Origin of the sequence: uncultured Campylobacter sp., from assembly GCF_938045535.1 — a bacterium.
Taxonomy (GTDB): Bacteria; Campylobacterota; Campylobacteria; order Campylobacterales; family Campylobacteraceae; genus Campylobacter_B.
In genome coordinates this window covers 1-21,431 of record NZ_CALIMQ010000245.1, presented here as the reverse complement: position 1 = coordinate 21,431, position 21,431 = coordinate 1, and the positions used below count along the sequence as shown (strand labels likewise).

The 21,431-nt window shown below is 45.9% G+C and carries 21 protein-coding genes; 4 read left to right on the top strand and 17 right to left on the bottom strand.

Annotated elements, in window-relative coordinates; translation table 11 throughout:
• Nucleotides 1-121: 121 nt before the first annotated feature.
• The 3 genes from Q0095_RS07680 to Q0095_RS07670 all read right to left on the bottom strand — a co-directional run bounded on the left by Q0095_RS07680 (nt 122) and on the right by Q0095_RS07670 (nt 2,817).
• Nucleotides 122-496, bottom strand: a complete 375-nt coding sequence (locus Q0095_RS07680) for a hypothetical protein (protein ID WP_297882840.1) — start codon at nt 494-496, stop codon at nt 122-124.
• Nucleotides 497-706: 210 nt separating this feature from the next.
• The gene (locus Q0095_RS07675) at nt 707-1,603 is read right to left on the bottom strand and encodes a hypothetical protein (protein WP_297882837.1); all 897 of its coding nucleotides are present in this window, start codon (nt 1,601-1,603) and stop codon (nt 707-709) included.
• A gap of 2 nt (nt 1,604-1,605) precedes the next feature.
• Nucleotides 1,606-2,817: a saccharopine dehydrogenase family protein gene (locus tag Q0095_RS07670; RefSeq protein WP_297882835.1), complete on the bottom strand. Its 1,212-nt coding sequence runs from the start codon at nt 2,815-2,817 to the stop codon at nt 1,606-1,608.
• 146 nt (nt 2,818-2,963) lie between these two features.
• On the opposite strand from Q0095_RS07670, the gene Q0095_RS07665 reads away from it, so the two are divergent.
• Nucleotides 2,964-3,239 carry a hypothetical protein gene (locus Q0095_RS07665; protein WP_297882833.1) on the top strand — a complete coding sequence of 92 codons (276 nt, stop codon included), beginning with the start codon at nt 2,964-2,966 and terminating at the stop codon, nt 3,237-3,239.
• Here the strand turns inward: Q0095_RS07665 and Q0095_RS10295 are convergent.
• The 10 genes from Q0095_RS10295 to Q0095_RS07620 all read right to left on the bottom strand — a co-directional run bounded on the left by Q0095_RS10295 (nt 3,184) and on the right by Q0095_RS07620 (nt 13,326).
• Nucleotides 3,184-3,306: a DUF2892 domain-containing protein gene (locus Q0095_RS10295; protein ID WP_366806278.1), complete on the bottom strand. Its 123-nt coding sequence runs from the start codon at nt 3,304-3,306 to the stop codon at nt 3,184-3,186. The two genes, Q0095_RS07665 and Q0095_RS10295, sit on opposite strands and share 56 nt — an antisense overlap.
• 555 nt (nt 3,307-3,861) lie before the next feature.
• Nucleotides 3,862-4,347, bottom strand: coding sequence for a hypothetical protein (locus tag Q0095_RS07660; protein WP_297882832.1), 486 nt, complete (start codon nt 4,345-4,347; stop codon nt 3,862-3,864).
• 42 nt (nt 4,348-4,389) lie between these two features.
• Nucleotides 4,390-5,019: a LysE/ArgO family amino acid transporter gene (locus Q0095_RS07655; RefSeq protein ID WP_297882831.1), complete on the bottom strand. Its 630-nt coding sequence runs from the start codon at nt 5,017-5,019 to the stop codon at nt 4,390-4,392.
• Nucleotides 5,020-5,029: 10 nt separating this feature from the next.
• The gene (locus Q0095_RS07650; protein WP_297882830.1) at nt 5,030-5,968 is read right to left on the bottom strand and encodes a hypothetical protein; all 939 of its coding nucleotides are present in this window, start codon (nt 5,966-5,968) and stop codon (nt 5,030-5,032) included.
• The gene (locus Q0095_RS07645; RefSeq protein ID WP_297882829.1) at nt 5,965-6,582 is read right to left on the bottom strand and encodes a hypothetical protein; all 618 of its coding nucleotides are present in this window, start codon (nt 6,580-6,582) and stop codon (nt 5,965-5,967) included. Before Q0095_RS07645 ends, Q0095_RS07650 begins: the two co-directional genes overlap by 4 nt.
• 242 nt (nt 6,583-6,824) lie before the next feature.
• Nucleotides 6,825-7,382 (bottom strand): formate dehydrogenase FDH3 subunit beta, encoded by a 558-nt coding sequence (gene fdh3B, locus Q0095_RS07640; RefSeq protein WP_005871109.1) that lies wholly within the window; start codon nt 7,380-7,382, stop codon nt 6,825-6,827.
• A gap of 9 nt (nt 7,383-7,391) precedes the next feature.
• The gene (locus tag Q0095_RS07635) at nt 7,392-10,313 is read right to left on the bottom strand and encodes a formate dehydrogenase subunit alpha (protein WP_297882828.1); all 2,922 of its coding nucleotides are present in this window, start codon (nt 10,311-10,313) and stop codon (nt 7,392-7,394) included.
• A 10-nt stretch (nt 10,314-10,323) separates the two neighbouring features.
• A complete protein-coding gene (locus tag Q0095_RS07630; protein ID WP_297882827.1) occupies nt 10,324-10,521 on the bottom strand; it encodes a twin-arginine translocation signal domain-containing protein in 198 nt (65 codons plus the stop codon).
• A 253-nt stretch (nt 10,522-10,774) separates the two neighbouring features.
• Nucleotides 10,775-11,644 (bottom strand): molecular chaperone TorD family protein, encoded by an 870-nt coding sequence (locus Q0095_RS07625; protein WP_297882826.1) that lies wholly within the window; start codon nt 11,642-11,644, stop codon nt 10,775-10,777.
• On the bottom strand, nt 11,644-13,326 hold the full coding sequence (locus tag Q0095_RS07620) for a 4Fe-4S dicluster domain-containing protein (protein WP_297882825.1): 1,683 nt from the start codon (nt 13,324-13,326) through the stop codon (nt 11,644-11,646). Before Q0095_RS07620 ends, Q0095_RS07625 begins: the two co-directional genes overlap by 1 nt.
• A 166-nt stretch (nt 13,327-13,492) precedes the next feature.
• On the opposite strand from Q0095_RS07620, the gene selA reads away from it, so the two are divergent.
• Genes selA through Q0095_RS07605 form a run of 3 tightly spaced genes read left to right on the top strand, consistent with a single transcriptional unit; the run spans nt 13,493 to nt 17,681 of the window.
• A complete protein-coding gene (selA, locus tag Q0095_RS07615) occupies nt 13,493-15,103 on the top strand; it encodes an L-seryl-tRNA(Sec) selenium transferase (RefSeq protein ID WP_297882824.1) in 1,611 nt (536 codons plus the stop codon).
• Nucleotides 15,096-16,916: a selenocysteine-specific translation elongation factor gene (gene selB / locus Q0095_RS07610; RefSeq protein WP_297882823.1), complete on the top strand. Its 1,821-nt coding sequence runs from the start codon at nt 15,096-15,098 to the stop codon at nt 16,914-16,916. The genes selA and selB overlap by 8 nt, the downstream gene beginning before the upstream one ends.
• 51 nt (nt 16,917-16,967) lie before the next feature.
• Nucleotides 16,968-17,681 (top strand): histidine kinase, encoded by a 714-nt coding sequence (locus Q0095_RS07605; RefSeq protein ID WP_297882822.1) that lies wholly within the window; start codon nt 16,968-16,970, stop codon nt 17,679-17,681.
• A gap of 475 nt (nt 17,682-18,156) precedes the next feature.
• On the opposite strand, the gene Q0095_RS07600 is transcribed toward Q0095_RS07605, so the two are convergent.
• From Q0095_RS07600 to Q0095_RS07585, 4 genes are all read right to left on the bottom strand, one after another.
• A complete protein-coding gene (locus Q0095_RS07600) occupies nt 18,157-20,106 on the bottom strand; it encodes an autotransporter domain-containing protein (RefSeq protein ID WP_297882821.1) in 1,950 nt (649 codons plus the stop codon).
• Between the two features lie 140 nt (nt 20,107-20,246).
• Nucleotides 20,247-20,603, bottom strand: coding sequence for a 50S ribosomal protein L20 (rplT, locus tag Q0095_RS07595; RefSeq protein ID WP_297882820.1), 357 nt, complete (start codon nt 20,601-20,603; stop codon nt 20,247-20,249).
• 97 nt (nt 20,604-20,700) lie between these two features.
• Nucleotides 20,701-20,892, bottom strand: a complete 192-nt coding sequence (rpmI, locus tag Q0095_RS07590; protein WP_005871089.1) for a 50S ribosomal protein L35 — start codon at nt 20,890-20,892, stop codon at nt 20,701-20,703.
• A 316-nt stretch (nt 20,893-21,208) separates the two neighbouring features.
• Nucleotides 21,209-21,431: translation initiation factor IF-3 C-terminal domain-containing protein (locus Q0095_RS07585; RefSeq protein WP_297882819.1), on the bottom strand; the 223-nt coding region annotated here is incomplete at its 5' end.

Below are 21,431 nucleotides of genomic sequence, written 5' to 3'. Positions count from 1 at the left end.
GAATTTACCTGATTTGCGATGCGAGATGTAGAAATTTATACGACAAATTACTGCGGATGGCGCGAGCAAACCGAAATTTAATCCATCTCGCTCGCGTTATAAAGTATGAAATTTACGCGATTTAATACGCGTCGCACATAAATTTACAGACGGTTTTCGTGCGCAGATTGAGCATGATCGAGCTTAGGCATCTGCCGTCCTTATTGCCGCTTAGCAGGCGCACGGCATCACCCTCTTTCCACTGCGTGCTGTCGCCCTCGATCGTCCTGTAATGCGCGCCGTTAATGACAAGCGACTCGCCGCCCTTTAGCGTTTTATCGATCTTTAGGTCGCTTGCGATCTGGCTTAGATCGCCTTTTAAGGCATTTGCGATTAGTTTTTCCTCGGCCTGCTCATGCGTCTTCATCGAGCTTTTGGCAAAGTCCGGCACCTGCACAGTTTCGGTCTGAGCCGAAGCAAACGCGACCAGCACGCAAGCGGCGTAAATCAATTTCATATTTTCTCCTTGGTTTTTCAAAATTGCGGCGATTATAGCAAAGTTTACTTAAAAATTTCGGTCTAAATTTAGCTAGAGTTTAAATTTAAGAAACCGCCCGTCTGTTTAAAACAGAGCCGAACGCGACGGCAAATTATAAAATTTCGCCGTAATTTAAAATTTACTTATTAAAATACGCCGCGAGCGCGCTTAACCAAACAAACAGGGCTATTATCCAAGGCATCGACCACGGCGTACCCGCAGAAAACGCCGCAAGCATCGCACAAGAAAGTAATAATAATTTTTACAAAGCTCTTTCATAGTCTTAATGGCATAAAGATTACACAGAATTCTATTCCTCAAATTTTCTATTACTATTTCGTCATTATCTTGACTTGCAGATGAAATTACGCCATTTTCATGTAATATTATACGCTCTTCCTCTTTTGCATCAGGATAATTTTTCATTAATTGATAATCACCATAAAAGGCTATATATTTTATAGTTTTTGATACAAGTGGGTTGCTGGAAATACTATAAATAATAACACTGCTAGAAACAGAATGTGCAATTGATGCAATTAAAAATATCCCTGCTATTCTACAAAAGTGTATTAGTTGTAATTCATATTTATGTTTAAATTTAGCCAAATTAGAGCTTACCATATCTATTATCATACCAACAATCATCGCCAAAAAAGCCATTACTATTAAAAAAATACAAGATAAGTAAATAGCTATAGGTATATAAAAAATAGAAGTTAAAATTTTTAAAGTAAAATCAAAATCCCTTACGGGCAAATATATTGTTTCAGCAATTAAATTTCTAGATATAAATTCTGCCAAAAAATAAGTTGGAACATTTAGTAAAACCAAGAAAACTTTCACTAAGTTTACAACCCATTTCCTTTTCAATAAACTAAAACACCAGACCAAAACTCCTGCGCATAATAATAATATACCAATTGAGAATAAAATAATAATAAATATATTATTTTGTATTTTAAACATTAATCTTGAAACGGATATTATAGGAATACCAAAAAAATAAAATTTAGCTTCAAGACTTTCAAGCTTAGGCTTTAAAAGATTTAATATTTTATTTATAATTTCTTGGATAAATCCCATACTCACACCTCATACCTCTCGCCTGGCTTCATTTCGATTATCTCCCACGGCAAGCCCTGCTTATTTAGCTCGTCCATGAAAGGCTTGGCGTCGAAATTTTCCATGTTAAAGACGCCTTTACCGCTCCAAATGCCCTTTGCGACCATCATCGAGCCGATCATCGCAGGCACGCCCGTCGTGTAGCTCACGGCCTGTGCGCCCGTCTCGGCGTAGCAAGCCTCGTGGTCGCAGACGTTGTAGATGTAGACCTGGCGCTCTTTGCCGTCTTTTAAGCCTCGGATCACGCAGCCGATGTTGGTTTTACCCTTCGTGCGAGGGCCTAGCGACGCAGGATCAGGCAACAAGGTCTTTAGAAACTGGATCGGCACGATCTTTACGCCGTTATGCTCGACCTCGTCGATGCGTAGCATGCCGACGTTTTCTAGGCATTTCATGTGGGTTAGGTAGCTCTGTCCGAATGTCATGAAAAAGCGGATTCGTTTTAGCCCCTTGATGTTTTTTACAAGGCTTTCAAGCTCCTCGTGATAGAGCAGGTAGCTATCTTTGACGCCGACTTTCGGGTAGTCCCATTTGAACATTATTTCCATCGGCCCCGTTTCTTTCCACTCGCCGCGCTCCCAGTAGCGGCCCTTTGCGCTCACTTCGCGCAGGTTGATTTCGGGGTTGAAATTCGTCGCGAACGGATATCCGTGATCGCCTGCGTTGCAGTCTAAGATGTCGATCTCGCCGATCTCGTCAAAGAGATTTTGCTGTGCATAAGCGCAAAATACATTGGTCACGCCCGGATCAAAGCCGCTTCCTAGCAGCGCCATCGTGTTTGCGGCTTTAAACTCGCCGTCCTTCGCCCACTGCAGCTTGTATTCAAATTTCGCCGTGTCAGGGTGCTCGTAGTTTGCGGTATCGATGTATGGGATGCCGGCGCGAGAGCACGCGTCCATGAGGGTTAGATCTTGATACGGCAGCGCGACATTTAGCAGCAGCTCGGCGCCCGTTTTTTTGATGAGCGCGATCACTGCGTCGGTATCATCCGCGTCGATCTGGGCGGTGCCAATAGCGACGCCCAAGCGGTCTTTTATAAATTTAGCGATCGCGTCGCACTTGCTTTTGGTGCGGCTTGCAAGGGTGATCTTGCTAAAAACGTCCGCGTTCATCGCGCATTTTACGGTCGCGACTTGGCTCACGCCGCCCGCGCCTATGATTAAGATATTTGACATTTGAGCTCCTTTAAATTTTAAATTTTGCTGCAATTTTAGCAAATTTAAGATGAATTTTAAGAGGCGAGGTGTAATTAATCATAGAAGTTTGATTGTGGCGGACGCGGAGCGCAAGCCAGTTCCAACAAAAACGCCGAAAGCGGCATGTGCTAAAATTTTACGCAGATAGCGGCATGCCGATCGACGGCGGCACGAGATTAAATTTCCGCCCTGCATCGCGCGATAAAATTTTAAGCCTTAAGCGCTCGTTTAAATTTAACATTCCGCGGCACGGCGTGGAGAATTTAAAATTTAAAGCTCGCTTTGCTGCTAAATTTATCGCGCTTCTTGCCCAGGCGCGCAGCAAACCGTATATCGCGGCTAAATTTAACGCTTTAGCGAACAGCGGTTTAAAAAGTAGCAAGCCGGACAAAATCCCGTGACGCCCACGATAAACGGCACGAGTCCGACCAGCCCCCACCAGCTACTAAACACTACTCCCGCGATCATTATCGCTAGTCCGATCAGTGCTTTTATTATCCTAGTTTTCCTGCTTTGCATTGCGTTTTCACTTCTTTGTTTTTACATTTTACACGTATTAATGCTTAAAATTTTTAAAGTAAGCAATGGCAGCAAACCGCCACCTAGTGTATCATCTTTGAGCTCGCCTTCCTATATACGCGCCTTGGTTAAATTCGGCTTCGTTTAATTATCTTTTCTTTTGCATAAAAGTGCGATCCGACAAAATTTATGTGCCTAAGAAATAAAATTTTATGCGAGCTCGACTTAAAAATTTCGGCAAGCGTAAAACAAGGCGCAAACTCGAAGGCGGGCGGGCAGTAGGGTAAATTTGCGTATCGAAGGATAAAAATTTACATGTAGCTTTAAATTTGGAATCGCAATAAATTTTAACCGGGTGAAATTCTATCATTGCAGAAAGTTTGCCTAAATTTAAACTCGCCTGTGTTTTGAGCGTCTAAATTTACGCGCTGTGGCAAAGAAGCATAATGCGGACGTAATATTCACGATCGAAGAGGCACCTGATCTCGCGCCGTACCGCTAAAATCAAATTTCGTAGCGATAAATTTTACCGAAATTTTCATCCAGAGTATAGCTAAACTCACCGCCTGCGTAATAGATTGTCTCGCCGCTCTCCAGCTCGAAGCGTTGGTATACGCGCAGCACGACCTCGTTTTCGCTGATGCCTTGGACGTGGATAAAGATATCGCTCTTCCTGCCTGCAGTCATCGCCATCTGGTAGAGCTGATTAAATAGCGCGTATTCGGCGTTTTTCTCGGCGTCCTCTTGCGATAAAAAGCCCTCCAGCACGCCCAGCATCTCCGCGCGAAATTCCGTTCTGGCGCGCGCATAAGCGTTTTGGATATTTTCGATCTGGTTGGTATCGAGTAAATTTAAAAGCGAATGTTTGCCCACGTAAAGCGTCGCGCTCGATGTGATTTTGCCGTCCTTGTCGGTCACTAGTCGCAGAGCTTTCTCTACGCGCCACAAGGCCTCTTTTAGTTCGAGCCCGCTTTCAATTTCAATTTTCATCATAGATCCTTTATCAAGAATGCAGAATTTTAGCGTTAAATTTTAAATTTTAAAGACAAACTTCGCGATCAGATACGCCATATATAGCATCAAAACTCCCACCAGCGCGTCGATTATACGCCATGCTCTGCTGCTTGCAAAAAGCTTCGAAAGCGCCCGCGAGCCGTAGCCCAAGCCGAAAAACCACGCAAACGATACAAACATAACTCCCGCGTAAAACCACGGCTTTTGGGCATCTGCAATCGTAGCGCCGAGCGAGCCCACGACCACGACGGTGTCTAAATACACGTGCGGATTTAGAAGCGTAACCGCAAGGGCTTTGGCTACGACGGGCGCCAGCGGGCTATTTGCAGAGTTTTGAATCTTGGCAAAATGCGAGCCCTTATAAGCGCTAAAAAACGAGCTTAGCGCGTAGCAGAGCAGAAATATGATCCCGCCTATGCCTAAAATTTGGGTAAAAAGCGAGCCCTGCTTAAGAGCGCCGCCGATTAAAAATATCCCTACGGCCGTAAATACGGCATCGCTTAGCGCGCAGACCGTGCAAACAGCCTTGACGTGGTTTTTTGCAAGACCTTGGGAGATGACGAAGATATTTTGCGCGCCGATCGCGACGATGAGCGAGAGCATCAGCGCGGCTCCTTGCAAGAAAATTCCGATCGGCAAGGAGTTCAAGGCTGCGCCTCTACTTATTTTTACTTTCGCAGACGGAGTTTCGCATCGCGGTATCGACAGTATCGGAGTCAGCTACCGCCGCACTTTCTAGCGCAGCGTCAGACCCATTATCGCCCGCGGAAATTTTAGACGCAGAATCCTCGGCGCCTGTGAAATTTTCACCCGCAGCGGCATTATTTGAAGAAACTGTATTATTCGGCGCGGCGGAGCTTTGTTTGTTTAAATTTGAAGCGCCCTCTAAATTCTGCGCGCTGTTTAAATCGGCGGCGCCATTAGAATTTTGCACGGCGGAATCCTGCGTAGAGCGGGAATTTTCCGCGCCTGAATTTTCACCTAAATTTTGTGCGTCGCAGAAACTTTGCGCATCGGAATTTTGCGAAGCGGAATTTTCATCACGGAGGTTTTTAGCTTTAAAATTTTTACCGCTACTCACGCTTTTTTTAGAGCCTTTGGCGCCCTTGCGAGCTTTTAAGGCGGTTTGCTCTTCCTCAGGGCTTTGCGAAAGACCCGCTTTCTCGCGCAAAATTTTACTCAGCTCGTAGATCGAAATTTCAAACGAGCCCGGTAGCGTGGCCTCCGTGTCGCTGTAAAATCGTAAAAAATTAAAGCGGTCCTGCGCCTGCGGCGCTTTTTTGAATACAAAATTTAAAAGCTCCGTTTTGTTTCTACCCGCGACGAAGGTTTTGGTGCCTAAATTTGCGATATCTTTGTATTCGAAGCTCTCGGAATTTGCGCCGCGCACGATCGTAAAAGCATCCTCGCCGATCTGCAAATAATTTTTCGCGCCGAGTCTGAGCGCGCAAAAAAACGCGCAAAATGCCGCCACTACGGAAGCAAAAAGCGCCGCACCGCCAAAGCCCGCGTGGTAACAATATCCGCTAGCGAGCGCCAAAATCGTCGATCCCGCCAGCGTCATCGCTACGGGCTTTTTATTCTCTTTTACTATCATCTTTCCTGCTTAATCAGTTGTCTTATATATTCGTAAATTTTAAAATTTAGCGCATCCATTACCGAGTTTTTAGAGCCCGGATTTTTGATGCTTTGGTAGTTGAGGTTCGTTACGTAGTCCTTCCACGCACCCTTGTTTTTAACGCTTATGTAGAGGCTAATCTGCGAGTCGTAGAAGTAGTCTCTGTAATAATCGTCGTCGTCCCAAGGATCATAACCGAACGGCATCCCCCAGCCCACGCCTACGCCCGTATATCTATAATACCTGCCAAAGCCCATTCCGAAGCTAAATCTCGGATTATCCCATGATCTGCGCGAAAAATCCGCCTTGCGGAAATAGTTGAGATTGCCGCCGATTTGGACATTCGCCGCGCTTTTATTTACGACCTTAAATCCATCTGCACGCAGATGCTGGATCACTACTTGGGTTAAATTCGAATCCGTCGTTGAGGTGTTGGTAAAATTTACGCTTATGAGTTTATCCTGCGGAAATTCCATAATGTGAAGCGGCTCGGAAGTGCGCACGATGCCGCTATTTACGGGTACATTTTTAGAGCAGCCCGTAAAAATCAAAAACGCCGAAATGACCAAAAAAAGTGAAATTTTATTTTTCAAGACGGATCCTTTCGCTTAAGATTTCAAATCCTAAATTTGAGTGATTGTAGCATAAATTTAAAATTTTAATGTCAGTAAGGAGTGATTTTTTTGAAATAATATAACGATCGATACGCAGGAGCGGAGATTTTCAAATAAAATTTCGCGCCGAGCGACCTCTAAATTTAAAGCCGTCGCTCGGTTAAAATTTCTGCGAAAAGAGACGGAATTTTAAAACCGGAGGAGTTTAAAATTCCACAATCTTATAGGCTCACGCCGCGCGTAAGTACTCGCTTGCGATAAACCTCCGAAACTCTGCTCGCGTCACCCACGATTAGAGCGTTCGTGCAGCAGATCGCCGCACACATCGGAACCTTGCCCTCTGCGATGCGGTTTTGACCGTATTTATGCAGCTCTTCGTGCGAAAACGTAGGCTCCGGTCCACCCGCGCACATAGTGCACTTATCCATCGCGCCTTTGATACCGAAAGCTCCGTCTCTAGGGAATTGCGGAGCGCCGAACGGACACGCGTAGAGGCAGTATCCGCAGCCGATACATTTATCTTTGTCGTGTAAAACGACGCCGTCGGTTCTGATATAGAAGCATTGAACAGGGCAAACCTGCGCGCAAGGCGCATCGGTGCAGTGTTGGCAAGCAATAGAGCTTGAAACCTCCTGCCCTTCGATGCCCTCGTTTAAAGTGATAACCTTGCGCCTATTGATCTGCACGGGAACTTCGTGAGCCGAGCTGCAGGCTACCTGGCAACCATAGCAAGCGATGCAACGCTCGACATCGACGTAAAATTTTAATCTTGCCGGCATTTTATCTCCTTATGCTCTTTCTAGTCTGCAAAGACCGGCGTTAAATTCCGAAATTTGCGTATTTATGTCAAAGCCGTAGTTCGTAATCGTATTTGAGCTCTCGCCTCTGATATATGGCTTAGTACCCTCAGGATAGCGCTCGCTTAGATCCTCGCCCTGAAAAATTCCCGCGAAGTTATACGGCATAACAATACGATCAGGCGTAACGGCGTGCGAATAGATGCACTTGACTTTGATCTTAGTGCCTTGCGGTGAATGAATCCACATCATCTCGCCATCTTTGATACCTTTATCAGCGGCAAGCTTAGGGTTTACGTGCGCAAACATCTCCGGAGTAATCGCCGAAAGATACTTGCTCGTGCGCTCTATCATGCCCGCACCGCTTAAATTTACAAGCCTTAGCGAGCTTACGATAGTAGGGAAGTCCTTGCTCCAATCCTGCTTTTTCTGCTCGGAGATAAATCTCGTAAAGACGCGGAAATTTCGTTTTTGATCCGCAAAGGTCGGATATTTCTCCACTAAATCCCATCTAGGCGAGTGGATCGGTTCGCGATGCTTTGGAATTTGATCCGCAAACTGCCAAACCTTCGCTCTTGCTCTTGCGTTTCCGCAAGGACAAATTCCAAACTCGCGGCATTTTTTAGCGATAATGCCGCTATAATCTGTGCTCCACGTAGGCCCAATCTTGGCTTTTTCATCCTCGCTTAGCGTAATGCCTAAAACCTGTTCGATATTTGCTTTCGTAATCTCTGCATGTCCGCCTTGAATTTTTGATCCCGGAAGGGTAATGCTCTCGTCGGCTAGCTGCGAAACGCCGTCGTGCTCTAAGCCAAAGCGGTTTCTAAAGCCCATGCCCCCATCTGCATAAGGTCTAGTTACGTCGTAAAGAATCGGTGTGCCCGGGTGTTGCGTATCCCAGCAAGGCCACGGAAGCCCGTAGTATTCGCCCTCTACCTCGCCGCCTATGCCGCGCAAAGTATCTGGATCAAATAGATGCCAGTTTTTCTGCTGTCTGCGAAATCTAGCTGCGGTGCGTCCGTTATTTCCAATACTTTGAGTATTGCGTGCAATCTCATCGGTAGCGTCGTCAGGCCAAACAAAATCGTCTTTAACCTGCTTAAGCTCACCATCAACGATGCCCATCTTCATGCCGCGAACATATTCGTCGTAAAAGCCGAATTTTTTCGCGAATAAAAACATTACCTCCTGATCCTCTTTGCTCTCAAATAGAGGCTTAACAATCTGAGTTCTCCACTGGCCGCTGCGGTTTGTAGCGCTTAGATGGCCTTCGCTCTCAAACTGCGTAGCTACCGGCAAAACATAAATTCCATCCGGTCTATCGTTTAGAATCGCTACTTCGTTTAAGAACGGCTCGGCGACTACCAGCATATCGATCTTACCTAATGCTTCTTGAGTCTCTCGAACGTGAGCCATAGAAGTAATTCCTGTGCCTTGCACCCAAAGAACGCGGACATTGCCACTACTTAAAACGGGCTCGTTTTTCAAAACGCCCTGCCACCATTTAGATAGCGAAAAGCCCTTTTCGTTGCGCCAGTTTATCACGTCTTGCTCGATGCTCGGATCGTAGTGAAAATACTCGGTAAAATTCGTACCAGGCACTTTTTCACCCTGCTTTTCGTGCGGCTGCTTAGTAGAGACGGCAAATCTTTTAATAAACTGCTCGTAATCTACGCCCCAGCCCTTGCAGAAGTGCTTCCAAGCGTTATCGGCTAGCCCGTAATACGCAGGTAAGCTATCGGAGAGATTGCACATATCGGTAGCGCCCTGAACATTATCATGGCCTCTAAGGATGTTGCAGCCGCCGCCCGGTTTGCCCATATTGCCTAGTATGAGCTGCAAAAGAGCCAAAATTCTAGTATTTGAGCTACCGATCGAGTGCTGCGTGATACCGAGCGCCCAGCATAAAGTAGCGGGCTTTGTGGTAGCAAACATCCTCGTAAATTCTATCAGCTCCTCTTCTTTGCAGCCGGTGACATTGGCTACCTCTTTAGGATCCCACTTCTCAGCTTCGGCTCTAATCTCCTCTACAGCGTAGGTTCTGGTTTTTATTAGCTCTTTATCTTCCCAGCCGTTTTTGAAGATTAGATGCAGCATTCCGTACACAAATGCTATATCGGTTCCCGGACGAATTCTAATATACATATCGGCCTTAGCCGCAGTTCTAGTAAAATTTGGATCGACGACGACGATTTTCGCGCCGTTTCTATCGCGAGCTTGAAGAGCATGCTTCATAGCCCCCACGGGATTTGCAACCGCAGAATTCGCACCTATGAAAAGGATCATTTTAGAATTTTTCGCCATATCGCCTACGTGATTTGTCATAGCTCCATAACCCCAAGTATTCGCCACACCGGCGACTGTTGCGCTATGTCAAATTCTGGCTACGTGGTCGTTGCTGTTTGTACCCCAAAAGGCTGCAAATTTTCTAAAATAATATGCCTGCTCGTTACAAAATTTAGCCGAACCCAGAAATACTACACTATCGGGGCCGTCCTCTTTGCGGACTTGAAGCATTTTATCGCCGATTTCATCAACGGCTTGCTCCCAACTTATGCGCTCCCACTTGCCGCCAACCTTTTTGAGCGGATATTTAAGACGCATTTTAGATTTGGTTAGATCGATTTGATCGATTCCCTTACAGCAGTGACTGCCCTGCGAGATCGGGTGATCTACTGCCATATCTTGGCGAATCCAGGTATTGGTGCTCTCATCTACTTGAGCCTCGATACCGCAGCCTACGGAACAGATCGAACATATCGTTCGCTTCATAACGGAACCTGGAAATGGATTTTTGATCTCTTGCTCAGTAGCGGCTCTTAGCGTATTATTTTCGCCAAACGCAGCTACGCTACTCGCTCCTAAAGCGGCGAGTTTCAAAAACGATCTCCTTCCGATCGCATTCTCACTCATGAAAATTCTCCTAGTAAGCTACTTTATAGTATTTTTTCCACGCTTCACTCTCCCAGTAAAGCACCTCTTTTTTCGGCGATTTGCCACGAACGGTATCACCGTAATCCTGCTCGCTTTTTGCTAGAGCCTGAGATGCGGCAATGCCCACGGCACCTACTGCGCCGATTTTTAGAGATTTTTTAAGAAAATCTCTGCGTTTGTTCTCCATGGTTTTCCTTTGTGAAGAAATCGCTTTAAATCTTTTATTGTAGTAACGCCTGTTACAGGATTTAAGTCTAATGAATTATAACGAAAAGGCAGTGAGATGGAAATTAAATTTTAAGTTACTTTTTAAATTTTATTTAAAATTCAAAATATAAAGTTCTAACTAAAAAACTACTCGCAAAACTCGAGCTTGCAAGTTTAAAATTTAACCGAAATTCTGCTTTTGCGTATAAGATTTCGGTTAAAAATTTTATTTATCAATCCAGATCAAAAATATCTTCCGGATTGGTAAATTTATTTTGATAGCCGCCTTTTTTGATCGCTTCTTTAACGACGCTGCGATCTTTCTTTTGCGGAGCGGCAAGCGCTAAAAGCGAGCGCTCAAGCGCAAAAAAGCTTCTCATTAGTGCGCCTAATGATTTGAAAAAATCCGCCCGCACATGCCCGCACAAAAGCTCGCTAAACTCATCCACAAAGCTGTTGGTGACATTCGTAAAAAGCTCTAACGCCAGCGCTTCGCCGTCTTGCGCACCGATGAAATTTTTAGCGCATTGCGCGCTCGCAGTATTTTTACCATCCTGCGGGCCTGTAAAATTTTTACTGCCATGCGAATCTGCAGAATTTTTTCCTTCTTGCGCCGTCAAGCTCGCGCTATTCGTAAAATTTTGCTCGTTTGCCACGGAATTTTGTCCGTTTAAAACCGCGCTGTGTTTTGCAGCCGCGTCGCGAAGTAGAGTTGAATGCAGGTAAAAAATAAATCCCACATAGTCCTCGCACTCCTTGCAAAGCTCCATATTACGGCGAAATTTACTCTTTTTTAGCACGTCGATTACCGCGACACGCATACGCCCGTCGTCGCGTCCTTCGTCGTAGAAGCTCGCACTCATCGGCACGTTGGCGTATGAAAAATCAAAAAGCACGGAATTTTGCTCGCTTTTAAACGCCGCAAAGTCGAATTTCGCTAAATTTTGAAATTCCGCCTCATCACTAGGCACGATGGGCGAGCTACGTAAAAACTCCAGCTGCTGCTGCCAGCGCTTAAATTTCGTATCTGTTTCATAGAAAAAAAACGGAATTGCAAAAAATTCGTAGTAGTAGCTTCTTGCTTGAAGTAGATTCGCATCCATTACATTGCCCCTTTTCTAGCATCTTCTATCTGCTTTTTTATCATTATTTTCGCCTTGCAATCGCCGCAGCAAAAAAGAGTCTTCATCTTTTCAGGCTCGTTTGCAAAATGCGTGCCCATCATATCCGCGATCTTCATCACGGCTTTGCTCGTCGCAAATTCCTTACCGCATTCAATGCACTTAAAAAGCTCATCTTTAGCTAGCATTTTGTAATTAAAAAATCCCGGCTCAAGCTCCACGCCGCAAGGCTCAAGCTCGATCGTATCCTTTTCGGCGCAGCTTAGCACGCAGTAGTTGCACGTCGTGCAAAGCGAGGCATTGAGCTTAATCGAATTGTCGCTATTGTCGGCATACAGCGCGCCGGTGTTACAGGCGCCCACGCAGCTAAGGCAGAGCGTGCAGTTTGCTTCGTTTATGTTTACTTTGCCAAATTTTAGCAACTCTCCGCTTTTTACGGTGCCGAAGCTACCCTCGCCAACCATCGCGCTTACGCGTTTGGAAAAAATTTCTTTCTTGCTAAGACCCTGTTCGTTTAAGCTAAACACCCAGGGCTGAGAGCTTTGCGCCCACTTTAGCACCTCTTGCAACTCGGTTAAATTTCGCGCTAAAAATACCGCGTCCTTGCCGTAGATCGCGCGCGAAATTCCATTGATGAGCTCCGCCGCCTCGCGCGTGCCCTCGCCCGCGTCCGCGCCGTAAACGATCACGCTCGAGCCGCTTTCCTGCATAGCGCTTAGCAAATTTACCTCATCTATTTGCTTGCTTCCAAAAATTCCAAACGGCAGCACGCCGCACGGAAGCTGCGCTGCGGGTGCGGACTCGATTTCGCTCTCTGCGATAAGAAGCGGAATTTTGCCTGCATAGAGCTTTGCGATCTCGCCAAATACGCTTTGGGGCAGCTTGGCAAATTTCAGCGCACCGCTAGGGCAGACGCTCACGCACACGCCGCAACCGATGCAGTCGATGTGCGAAAATACTAGCTCGCGCTTTTCGTCGTTTTTCAAAATCGCCACTGTAGGGCAAACCTCCACGCACGGCGCGCGCAGCTCATTTCGTCTACCTTGATACTGGCAGATTGCAGGATCAAAGATCGTGGAATTCTTATAATGATAAACCGGGCTTTTGGAATTTAAAATTTCTAAAATTTCATCATCTTTTAGCCCCGAGATCTCGTAGCAGCCGCTTTGTCGTAGCTGATATGGCGCTGCGCCGCTAATCAAGAAAAAATCCGCCTCAGTCTCAACCTCATCCCGCTCGCTTAAAATCGTAACCGCGAGATCGCCAATCTCGCCGTAGACGAACTTAATCTCGGCTCTGCTTAACGCGATCACCTTAAATCCGTGCTGCCTAAGTAGCCTCACAAGATCCTCTCGCGGCTCATCACAGGCGAGAATTACGTTTTTGCCGACGGGCTTTTGATAGTCGCTATCTAGCGCACCGTCGAAGGCAATATCCTTGGCGCGATACAAAATATCTACGTTTTTAGCGATTTGAAGCGGCTCATCTGCGGAATTTTCTATATAAAAATTTATCTCGGGCGCATAAATTTGCGCCTTTAATTTCGGTGAATTGGCGACGATAAATTCCTCATTTTTTGCCTCCTCTTCATCGCCGCAAATTTCGATATCGTCGCTTAAGACGACATCTTTTAGCCCCACGGCGTAAAATCCATGTTCTTTCATAATATATCCTAAATTGATAATTAGGCGGGTTTTACTCTTATTTTCTAAACAGCTTTTAAATTCTGCACTTAAAGTAAATCGAATTTAAATTAATAATTTTATAGATAAAGCAAAATCAAAGCTTTAAATGATAAAATCGCCTAAATTTTAAGGCATCGGGGTCGCAATGCAACGAATCAAACTACCCAAAATCGACAAAATCGCAAATGCGCAGGAGTTTCAAAACTGCCTCCGCCCGCAAATCATCAAAATCGCGCAAGAGCTCATCGAAGAAGCACGCAGGAAGGTGCTGCAAGGAGGCGAGCTCGCAAGCGAAAGCGAGATCATCGCACGCATCAAATCGCGCTACGAAAAATTTCAAAGCTTAAGCCTCAAACCGCTCATTAACGCAACCGGCGTCGTGCTACACACAAACCTCGGCCGCAGCGTCATCAGCGCCGAAATTTTAGCCCGCGCGCAAAAGATCATCACCTCATATTCAAATTTAGAATACGACCTATCCGAGGGCGCGCGCGGCAACAGATACGATTACATAGCGCTTTTGTGCAGCGAGCTCTTCGGCGCGCAGGACGCGCTCGTGGTCAATAACAACGCTGCGGCGGTATTTTTGGTGCTAAATACTTTCGCGCGCAGACGCGAAGTCGTGGTAAGCCGCGGCGAGCTAGTCGAGATCGGCGGGAGCTTTCGGGTAAGCGAAGTGATGGCAAACTCTGGCGCAAAGCTTGTGGAGATCGGTACTACGAACAAAACCAAGCTAGACGATTACGAGGAAGCGATCAATGAAAACACGGCGATCTTGATGAAGGTGCACCGCTCAAATTTTAAAATTTCAGGCTTCAGCTCGAGCGTAAGCGCTGCGGAAATTGCGGCCTTGGCACGAAAAGCGACGCGCAAAAAAGAGGAATTTTTAGCGCTCAGAGCGGCAAGCTTTAAAAATTTAGCGGATCTTTGCGGCGGCTCTTCGGATGCGACGGGCGAAATTTTAAATTCCGTGGCGAATGATTTAAGCTTGGCAGATAGTTCTGCGAATGCTCTAAATTTAAATAGCGGCGAGCCGTCCGAAAAGAGCGAGTGCTTTCATGAAGACGGCGAGAACGGAATTTTCGCTCAAGCTTCTAAAATTGCTCCTGCAAAATTTAGCATGAAAAAAGAGGACAATTTTAACGAGATCATCGATTATTACGATCTTGGAAGCGGCTACGCGAGCGAGCTGGGATTTGGGCTAGGCAAAAGTGAGCCATCTATTTTTGAGCTTTTAAAAAGCGGCGTGCGGCTGCTTAGCTTTAGCGGCGACAAGCTTTTCGGCTCCGTGCAGTGCGGCATCATCCTAGGAGATCGGCAGCTCATCGCGCGCCTGCGAAAAAACCAGCTACTGCGAATGCTGCGCGTGGATAAGATCACGCTAAGCCTGCTTGCCGAGACGATCAAAGCGTATATAAATAAAGAATTTCACCTCATCACGACGATAGATCAGATCCATCTGAGCCTGGACGAGCTGCGTGAGCGAGCGGAGCTAGTTCAATCTCGCATCAGCGTAAAATCGCAGATCGTGCCTACTACCACCTTCGTAGGCGGCGGCACGATGCCGAGCGCATCCTACCCTAGCGTCGCGCTTGCGATCTTAGATGGCGCAGACCCGCAAAGCACGCAGGCAAAATTTCGCGCTGCTGGCATAATCGGGCGGATCGAGGATGATAAATTTTTGCTCGATTTCAGATCGGTTTTAAAAAGCGACTTGCAAGATTTAATAAAAAAGATCGGAGAAATTTATGAATAGCGTAATCATCGGCACCGCAGGCCATATCGATCACGGAAAGACCGCGTTAATCAAGGCGCTAAACGGCTTTGAGGGTGATAGGATGCCGAGCGAAAAAGAACGTGGCATCACGATCGATCTTAGTTTTTCGCATCTGCGCTCGGGGGATACCAACGTCGCTTTCATCGACGTGCCGGGACACGAAAATCTAGTAAAGACGATGATTAGCGGCGCGTATGCCTTCGACGCTGCGATGCTAGTAGTCGCCGCAGACGACGGGCTGATGCCGCAAAGTAAAGAGCATATTCAAATTTTATCGCTGCTTGGGGTAAAAAGCGTGATCCTGTGTATCAGCAAGTGCGATCTAACCGACGACGCGCGCAAGGCGGAGGTTGCGGCGCAGTGCAAGGAATACATCGGTAAATTTAAGGATTTGCAAATTTTAAACACCTTTTTTATCAGCATAAAAGATCCCGCAAGCATCGCCGAGCTGAAAAATTATCTCTTTAATATCAAGCCCGCGCAGCGCCAAGGAGGCGGCGTGGTGCACTACTACATCGACCGCGTCTTTTCGCTCAAGGGGCTCGGCACCATCGTAACGGGCAGCCTCATTAACGGCGCGATTTCAAAGGGCGAAAAGCTTTATAACTGCGATCTGGGTAAAATTTTTAACGTCAAAAGCGTGCAGATCCACGACGAGGATACGCCGCTAGCGCAGGCTCCAAACCGCGTCGCGCTAAGTTTAGATGCCAAAACGAGCGAGCTGCAAAAGGGGCAAATTTTAACCAAAAAAGGCTTTTTTCGCGGCTTTAATGAAGCCGACTGCACCTTTAGCGGCGAAATTTCACACAACCAAGACGTGCTGTTTTGCGTCGGAAGCAAGCAAAGCGCGGCAAAAGCGCTCATTTTAAAAGAACTTGAAGGCGGCGAGAAGCTCGTAAGCTTTAAATTTGACAAAACGATGTTTTTGAAATTCGGCGAGCCATTCGTCTGCTTGTCAAACTCGCGCGTAATCGGCGGCGGACGCGTGCTAAACGCCGTAGTCGAGCCGCTAAAAAAGCAGAGCAAAGCCGTGCTTCTCACCGCGCTTTTGAAGCGAAATTTCACCGAAGCGTTTAAAATTTTAAGCCTCTTTCACAAGCATGGATTCGGGCTATTTTCGGCGTATCAGCGCTTCGGGATGGAGTACGACGAAGCGGTAAAGATCGCGCGCGGCTTAGAAGGGACGTATTTTGACGAGGCAAATTTATGCGTTTACGATCTAAGCGCGATCGAGGACGTGAAAAGCCTCATAAAATTTATCGTCTCAAAAAACGACTACGCGATCTTTTCGCCCGCTTCGATCGCCCTAAAGCTCTCGTGGGCCAGCGAAGATCTTGCTGCGCGCGCGCTTAGCGAGCTTGAGCGAGGCGGCATCATCTCCAAAAAGGGCGGAGTTTACGTAAAATCCGGGGTGGATTTTGACGCGCTCAAACAGAGCCTGGAAAGTAAAATTTTTGATCTCATCAAAAAGGGCGGTATCGCGCCGCTTGCGCCGTATAACATTTACGACGAGCTAGAGATCGACCGCGAAAGCGGCGATGACGCGCTAAAAAAGCTAACATACGCCAAAAAGGTCGTCCGTCTCGCGCACAATCTCTTCGTCGAGGCCGAAAATTTAGCCCTAGCGATCAAACGCCTCTACGCAATCATCGAAAAAGAGGGCTTCGTAAACGTCACAAACGCCAAAGAGGAGCTTGGGCTTAGCAGAAAATTCGTAATCTGCTACCTCGAATACCTCGATAAGATGGGAAATATCGTGACGATCGACAATAAGCGCTATTTGAAAAAGTAAAAATTTAAAATTTTGCACTACAATGCGCGGAATTTTTTGCAAAGGAAAAAAATGAAAAAAGCTATTTTAACTTCAGTTGCGCTCGCAGCGAGCCTAAACGCGGCTCTAAGCGACAGCGAAATTCTATCCATCTACGGCGGCGCGCCACAAGGCATCGAAATAAAGGTCGCCGAGCGCATCCCACTTAGCGAGCCAAAGGGCGTTGAAGCGGTCGTTTTAAAGATTTCTCAAGGCAATATGTCGCAAGAGGAGATCATCTTCACCCAAGGCGATCTGATCTTTACCGATATCATCGATCCTAAAAAACGCGTAGTCTATAAGGAGCAGATCAAACAAGACCGCATCGCAGGACAGCTAAGTAAGGTCTTCAAAGCGGAGAGTAAAGACAATATCATCAAGCTAGGAAACGATCCTAAAAAGCCTACGATTTTGATGCTGACGGACGCCTTGTGTCCATTCTGCCGCAAAGAGATGGCAAGGATTGAAGAAACGCTAAAAAATAACAATGTCGATATCGTCATGACCTCCGTTCACGGCGATGACGGCCACGCAAAATCCGCGCTCATCTACAAAGAGATCAAAAATGCTAAAACCGACGAGCAAAAGATAGCGGTTTTTAAAAAATATTACGCTGAAGATAACAAAGCAGGCGCCAAAGACGTAAGCGCTGCCGAGCTAAATGCTGCAAAAGCCCTAGCTGCCAAATACTTCGGTGCGGGGGTAAACTCGGTGCCTTACATCATCGAACTAGACAAGCTAAAATAATCTTTCTTAAATTTTGCGGAGCGATCCGCAAAATTCTACCTCATCGTCTTAGCCTTAGCGATTTTAATTAATCCGGATTGACCTTTTAATTCCACGCGGACCATTACTTTAGAATTTTTATAATCCCGCCGCCTAGCAAAATCTCTTTATCGAACCAGATTAAAATTTTAAAATTTCATAATCACGGAATTTAAAGCAGCACTATTTTAAAATTTAATACCGTTAAAAGACACGTGCAAAATTCTACAGCAAAATTCCACACTATTTTTATATTGAAAGTAGCATAAAAAGCGATAGTGTATGAAATTTAAAAGCGAGAAAATATGCAAGCAAAATCCACGGTCGAAATTTTAAAATTTCGCAGCAAAGCCCAGGTAAAATTTAGCCGCAAATTTTATAAAATTTTCGCTTTGCGGCAAAGAGGAATTTACAATCGTGCTTCAAGCTGCCTATCTTGGGCTGAGTCCGATTAAAATCAGAATTCCACGTCGAAAGCGGCTCTTGCCAGGCTGTTTTTGCTCTCGCTTAGCTCATACGATGCGCTGAGTCCGATGCTTTGAAAAATCTTATATTTCAGTCCGATCGCGCCGTTAAACACGCCGCTAGAATAATCAAGCCCCTCGACGTCGTACCTGTCCGAATACTTTCTGCTAGCATGATACGAATCGCCGCTAAATCGATGCTCGTACTCCGCATTTGCGAATATCTGCAGATCACCAAAAGCCTTGATCGCGTAAATTCCCGCGGTGCCGTTCGGCGCGGTTTTTGAAGCGGAGCCAAATTTAAGCCTAGAGATCGCATCCTCGTTCACCCTAATCGCTCCAAGCCCTAAATATGGCTTAATATAGCCGTTTTCAAATAAAAATTTATATCCTGCTCTCGTGCTGAAATCCCAAATTTGCGATTTGTATTTCGCGCCGTGGATAGCGCCGAATCCGTTGTTGGTTTCAAATTTATGATCGTTTGTCGAATATGTTAAATTTACCGCCAGATCCACGTTTTCGTTAAAGTCATATCTGCCCGCCAGACCGAGCTCGTAGGATTTGATGTTTTCTTTGACACCGTCGAATTTACCCTCATACCAAGCGTCAGATTTTTGATACCCAAAGATCACGCCCAGCGTAAGATCATCCACTCTCTTGGAGGCTCCGAGTAAAATTCCGTCGCTCTTGTGATCGTATTTGACGCCGCCCGAGCGGTCTTTGTAATCTCCGCCGTAGTTTCCGATCGCGCTTACGTTTACGTTAAACTCCTGCCCGTCGGTGTCGGTTAAATTTTTATAAGCAGAATTTCTTGCAAGCTTGGTAAGATCCAGATCGACCTTCGAGCGCGGCATCTCGATGCCTATGCGGTTGCCGCCTCTTGCGACCTGCGAAAACAGGTTGCCGTTTTTAGGCGTGAAGTTATTGATCGCCAGCATCAGTGCTTCAAAATAGGTAGGCAGATCGTCATATCCGCTAGGATAGGCATTCGTATCGGAGGTGATGAATAGATTTGCCGCGTTACGCTCGCGAGATAGCCTTATAATCTCGTCGTATTGATCTGGTCTTGCGTTGTATATGACATGCAAAATTTTAGAGGAATTTGCGGGGTCTTTTTCAAACTCAGAGGTTCTAGGACGATAGTGGTTTATGTAGTCGTCCGCGCTCACCTCTTGCAGCATCCAAACGTCCGCATAGGGAGCTATGGCGTCGCGCACGCCCCAGCCGTTGTTTGCCAAAACGAGCATTCCCGGGTATTTAGTCTTGATATAATTGTAGATATTAGCCATATAGGCAATAGTTGCGGGATTGTTTTCGGTATTGACCTCGTCGATGAAGTATCCTGCGATATTTTCTCTGCCGTAAAAATTTACGAAATTATCAATATCGGCATAGACTAAATTTAGATTTCTAGTAGAATTTTTAGTATAGGTATAGCCTAAATTTGATATGCCCTCCGCGATATTTCGCTTCATCTGGACTGCGTCTTCGTCTCTTCTGACCAGATATTGCGTGGTTTGATCGCCCGGTATCGCCGCCTCGTAAGAGCCGAAAGCCACATAAGGAACCAGCGCGCCGCCTATATTGGTAATGCCGTTCCAAAACTCGGCATTTACGCCGCTATTGCCCGTCCAGCGAAACGCAGGCATCATAACGCGCTGATTATTAAGCCTACCCGAATATGAGCCCTTTTTGGCAAAGCCCCTTGCATACTCGAGCTTGATACGAAATGAGTTTTCATACTCGTCGCTCGCGGAGCTATCGCTAGCCGCGTCGCGCCTGCTTAATTTCGCGCCCAAGCTATCCGCAGCGCTCATTACATCGGAACGGGAAGTGTTGTTGGAAGGTGATTTTTGCGCGTTTGCATAGCTCCAGGAATTCTGCTCGCTCGCATAGCCGAACCCTGCTGCACCGACAAGCGCAAGAGATACGATTTTTTTCAAAGACTTTAGCATTCTGCACCGCCTCAAATAAAATTACCCAAATTCTTAAATTTCGACAAATTTGCGGACGCGCTTTTAAAATTAAAAACTTTGTCGAAATTTAAAAATTTAGCCGTCTTAAGACGGCTAAATTTTAAAGCTTATTTTAATGCCGCTTTTGCCTTCTTTGCGACGGTTGCGAAAGCTTCGGGGTCGTTCATAGCCATATTTGCTAAAATTTTTCTATCAAGCTCGATGCCCGCTTTTTTCAGTCCGTTTATAAATTTAGAATAGCTGATGTCGTTTAGCCTGCAAGCTGCATTGATGCGCACTATCCAAAGTCTGCGGAAATCGCGTTTTTTCGCGCGTCTGTCACGGAAGGCGTAAACGAGGCTTCTTTCTAGCTGCTCTTTGGCCTTTCTGAAATGTTTGCGTCTTGCGCTATAAAATCCGCGCGCAAGCTTTAGCACCTTGTTGTGACGGCGGCGTCTAACGATGCCCGTTTTTACTCTTGCCATATTAATCCTTTCTTAATCGGCGTCCCTTGGGGATCTTGCCCTAAAATCCATAAATTTAGGGGAGTTTGAATGACTTTCGTCAAAAACTAACTTCGCACTATTTGCAAAGCATTTTTTTAACCGCAGATACGTTCGTAGAATCGACGTATTGGGCCTCGCGCAAATTCCTCTTGCGTTTTTGAGACATCTTCGTCAAAATGTGGCTGCGAAATGCCGAGCCTCTTTTGATCTTGTTTTTGCCCGCTTTAAAACGCTTGACGGCGCCGCGCACGCTTTTCATCTTTGGCATGGTCGTCCTTTTTTTAAAGTGAATAGGAAGTATATAATAAAGTTTCTTTGAAAAATTTGAATTTAAGGAATTTTAGAGCTTAAATTAACGCAAGATAAATTTAAAGTTAAATTTTGCCGCTCGATTAAGATTCGGTTTCGCTTAATTTGAAAAATTTTATACAAATTAAAGGGCTAAATTTAGAGATAAACTTAGCCCGCATTAAATTTTAAAACTACGCTATTTAGTTTAAATTTTCTCCGCTGCACAGCGAAAAAAACAGCGCGTGAATTTTAAAATTTTGCCGCACGCGGCGCAAAATACCGCTAAATTTACGCTACGCCTTTTTCGGCGTGATCAGCATATTTACGTAGCGACCTTCTAGCGCGGGCGCCTTATCGCGATCGGCAACTTCTGCGAAAAATTCGTCCCAAATTTTATTGAGCAAATTTACGCCGATTTCCGGGCTTGACATCTCGCGCCCTTTTAAAAATACGCGAAGCTTGACGTGTTTGCCGCCACTAAGGAATTCTTTCGCGTGTTTTACTTTGTAATTAATG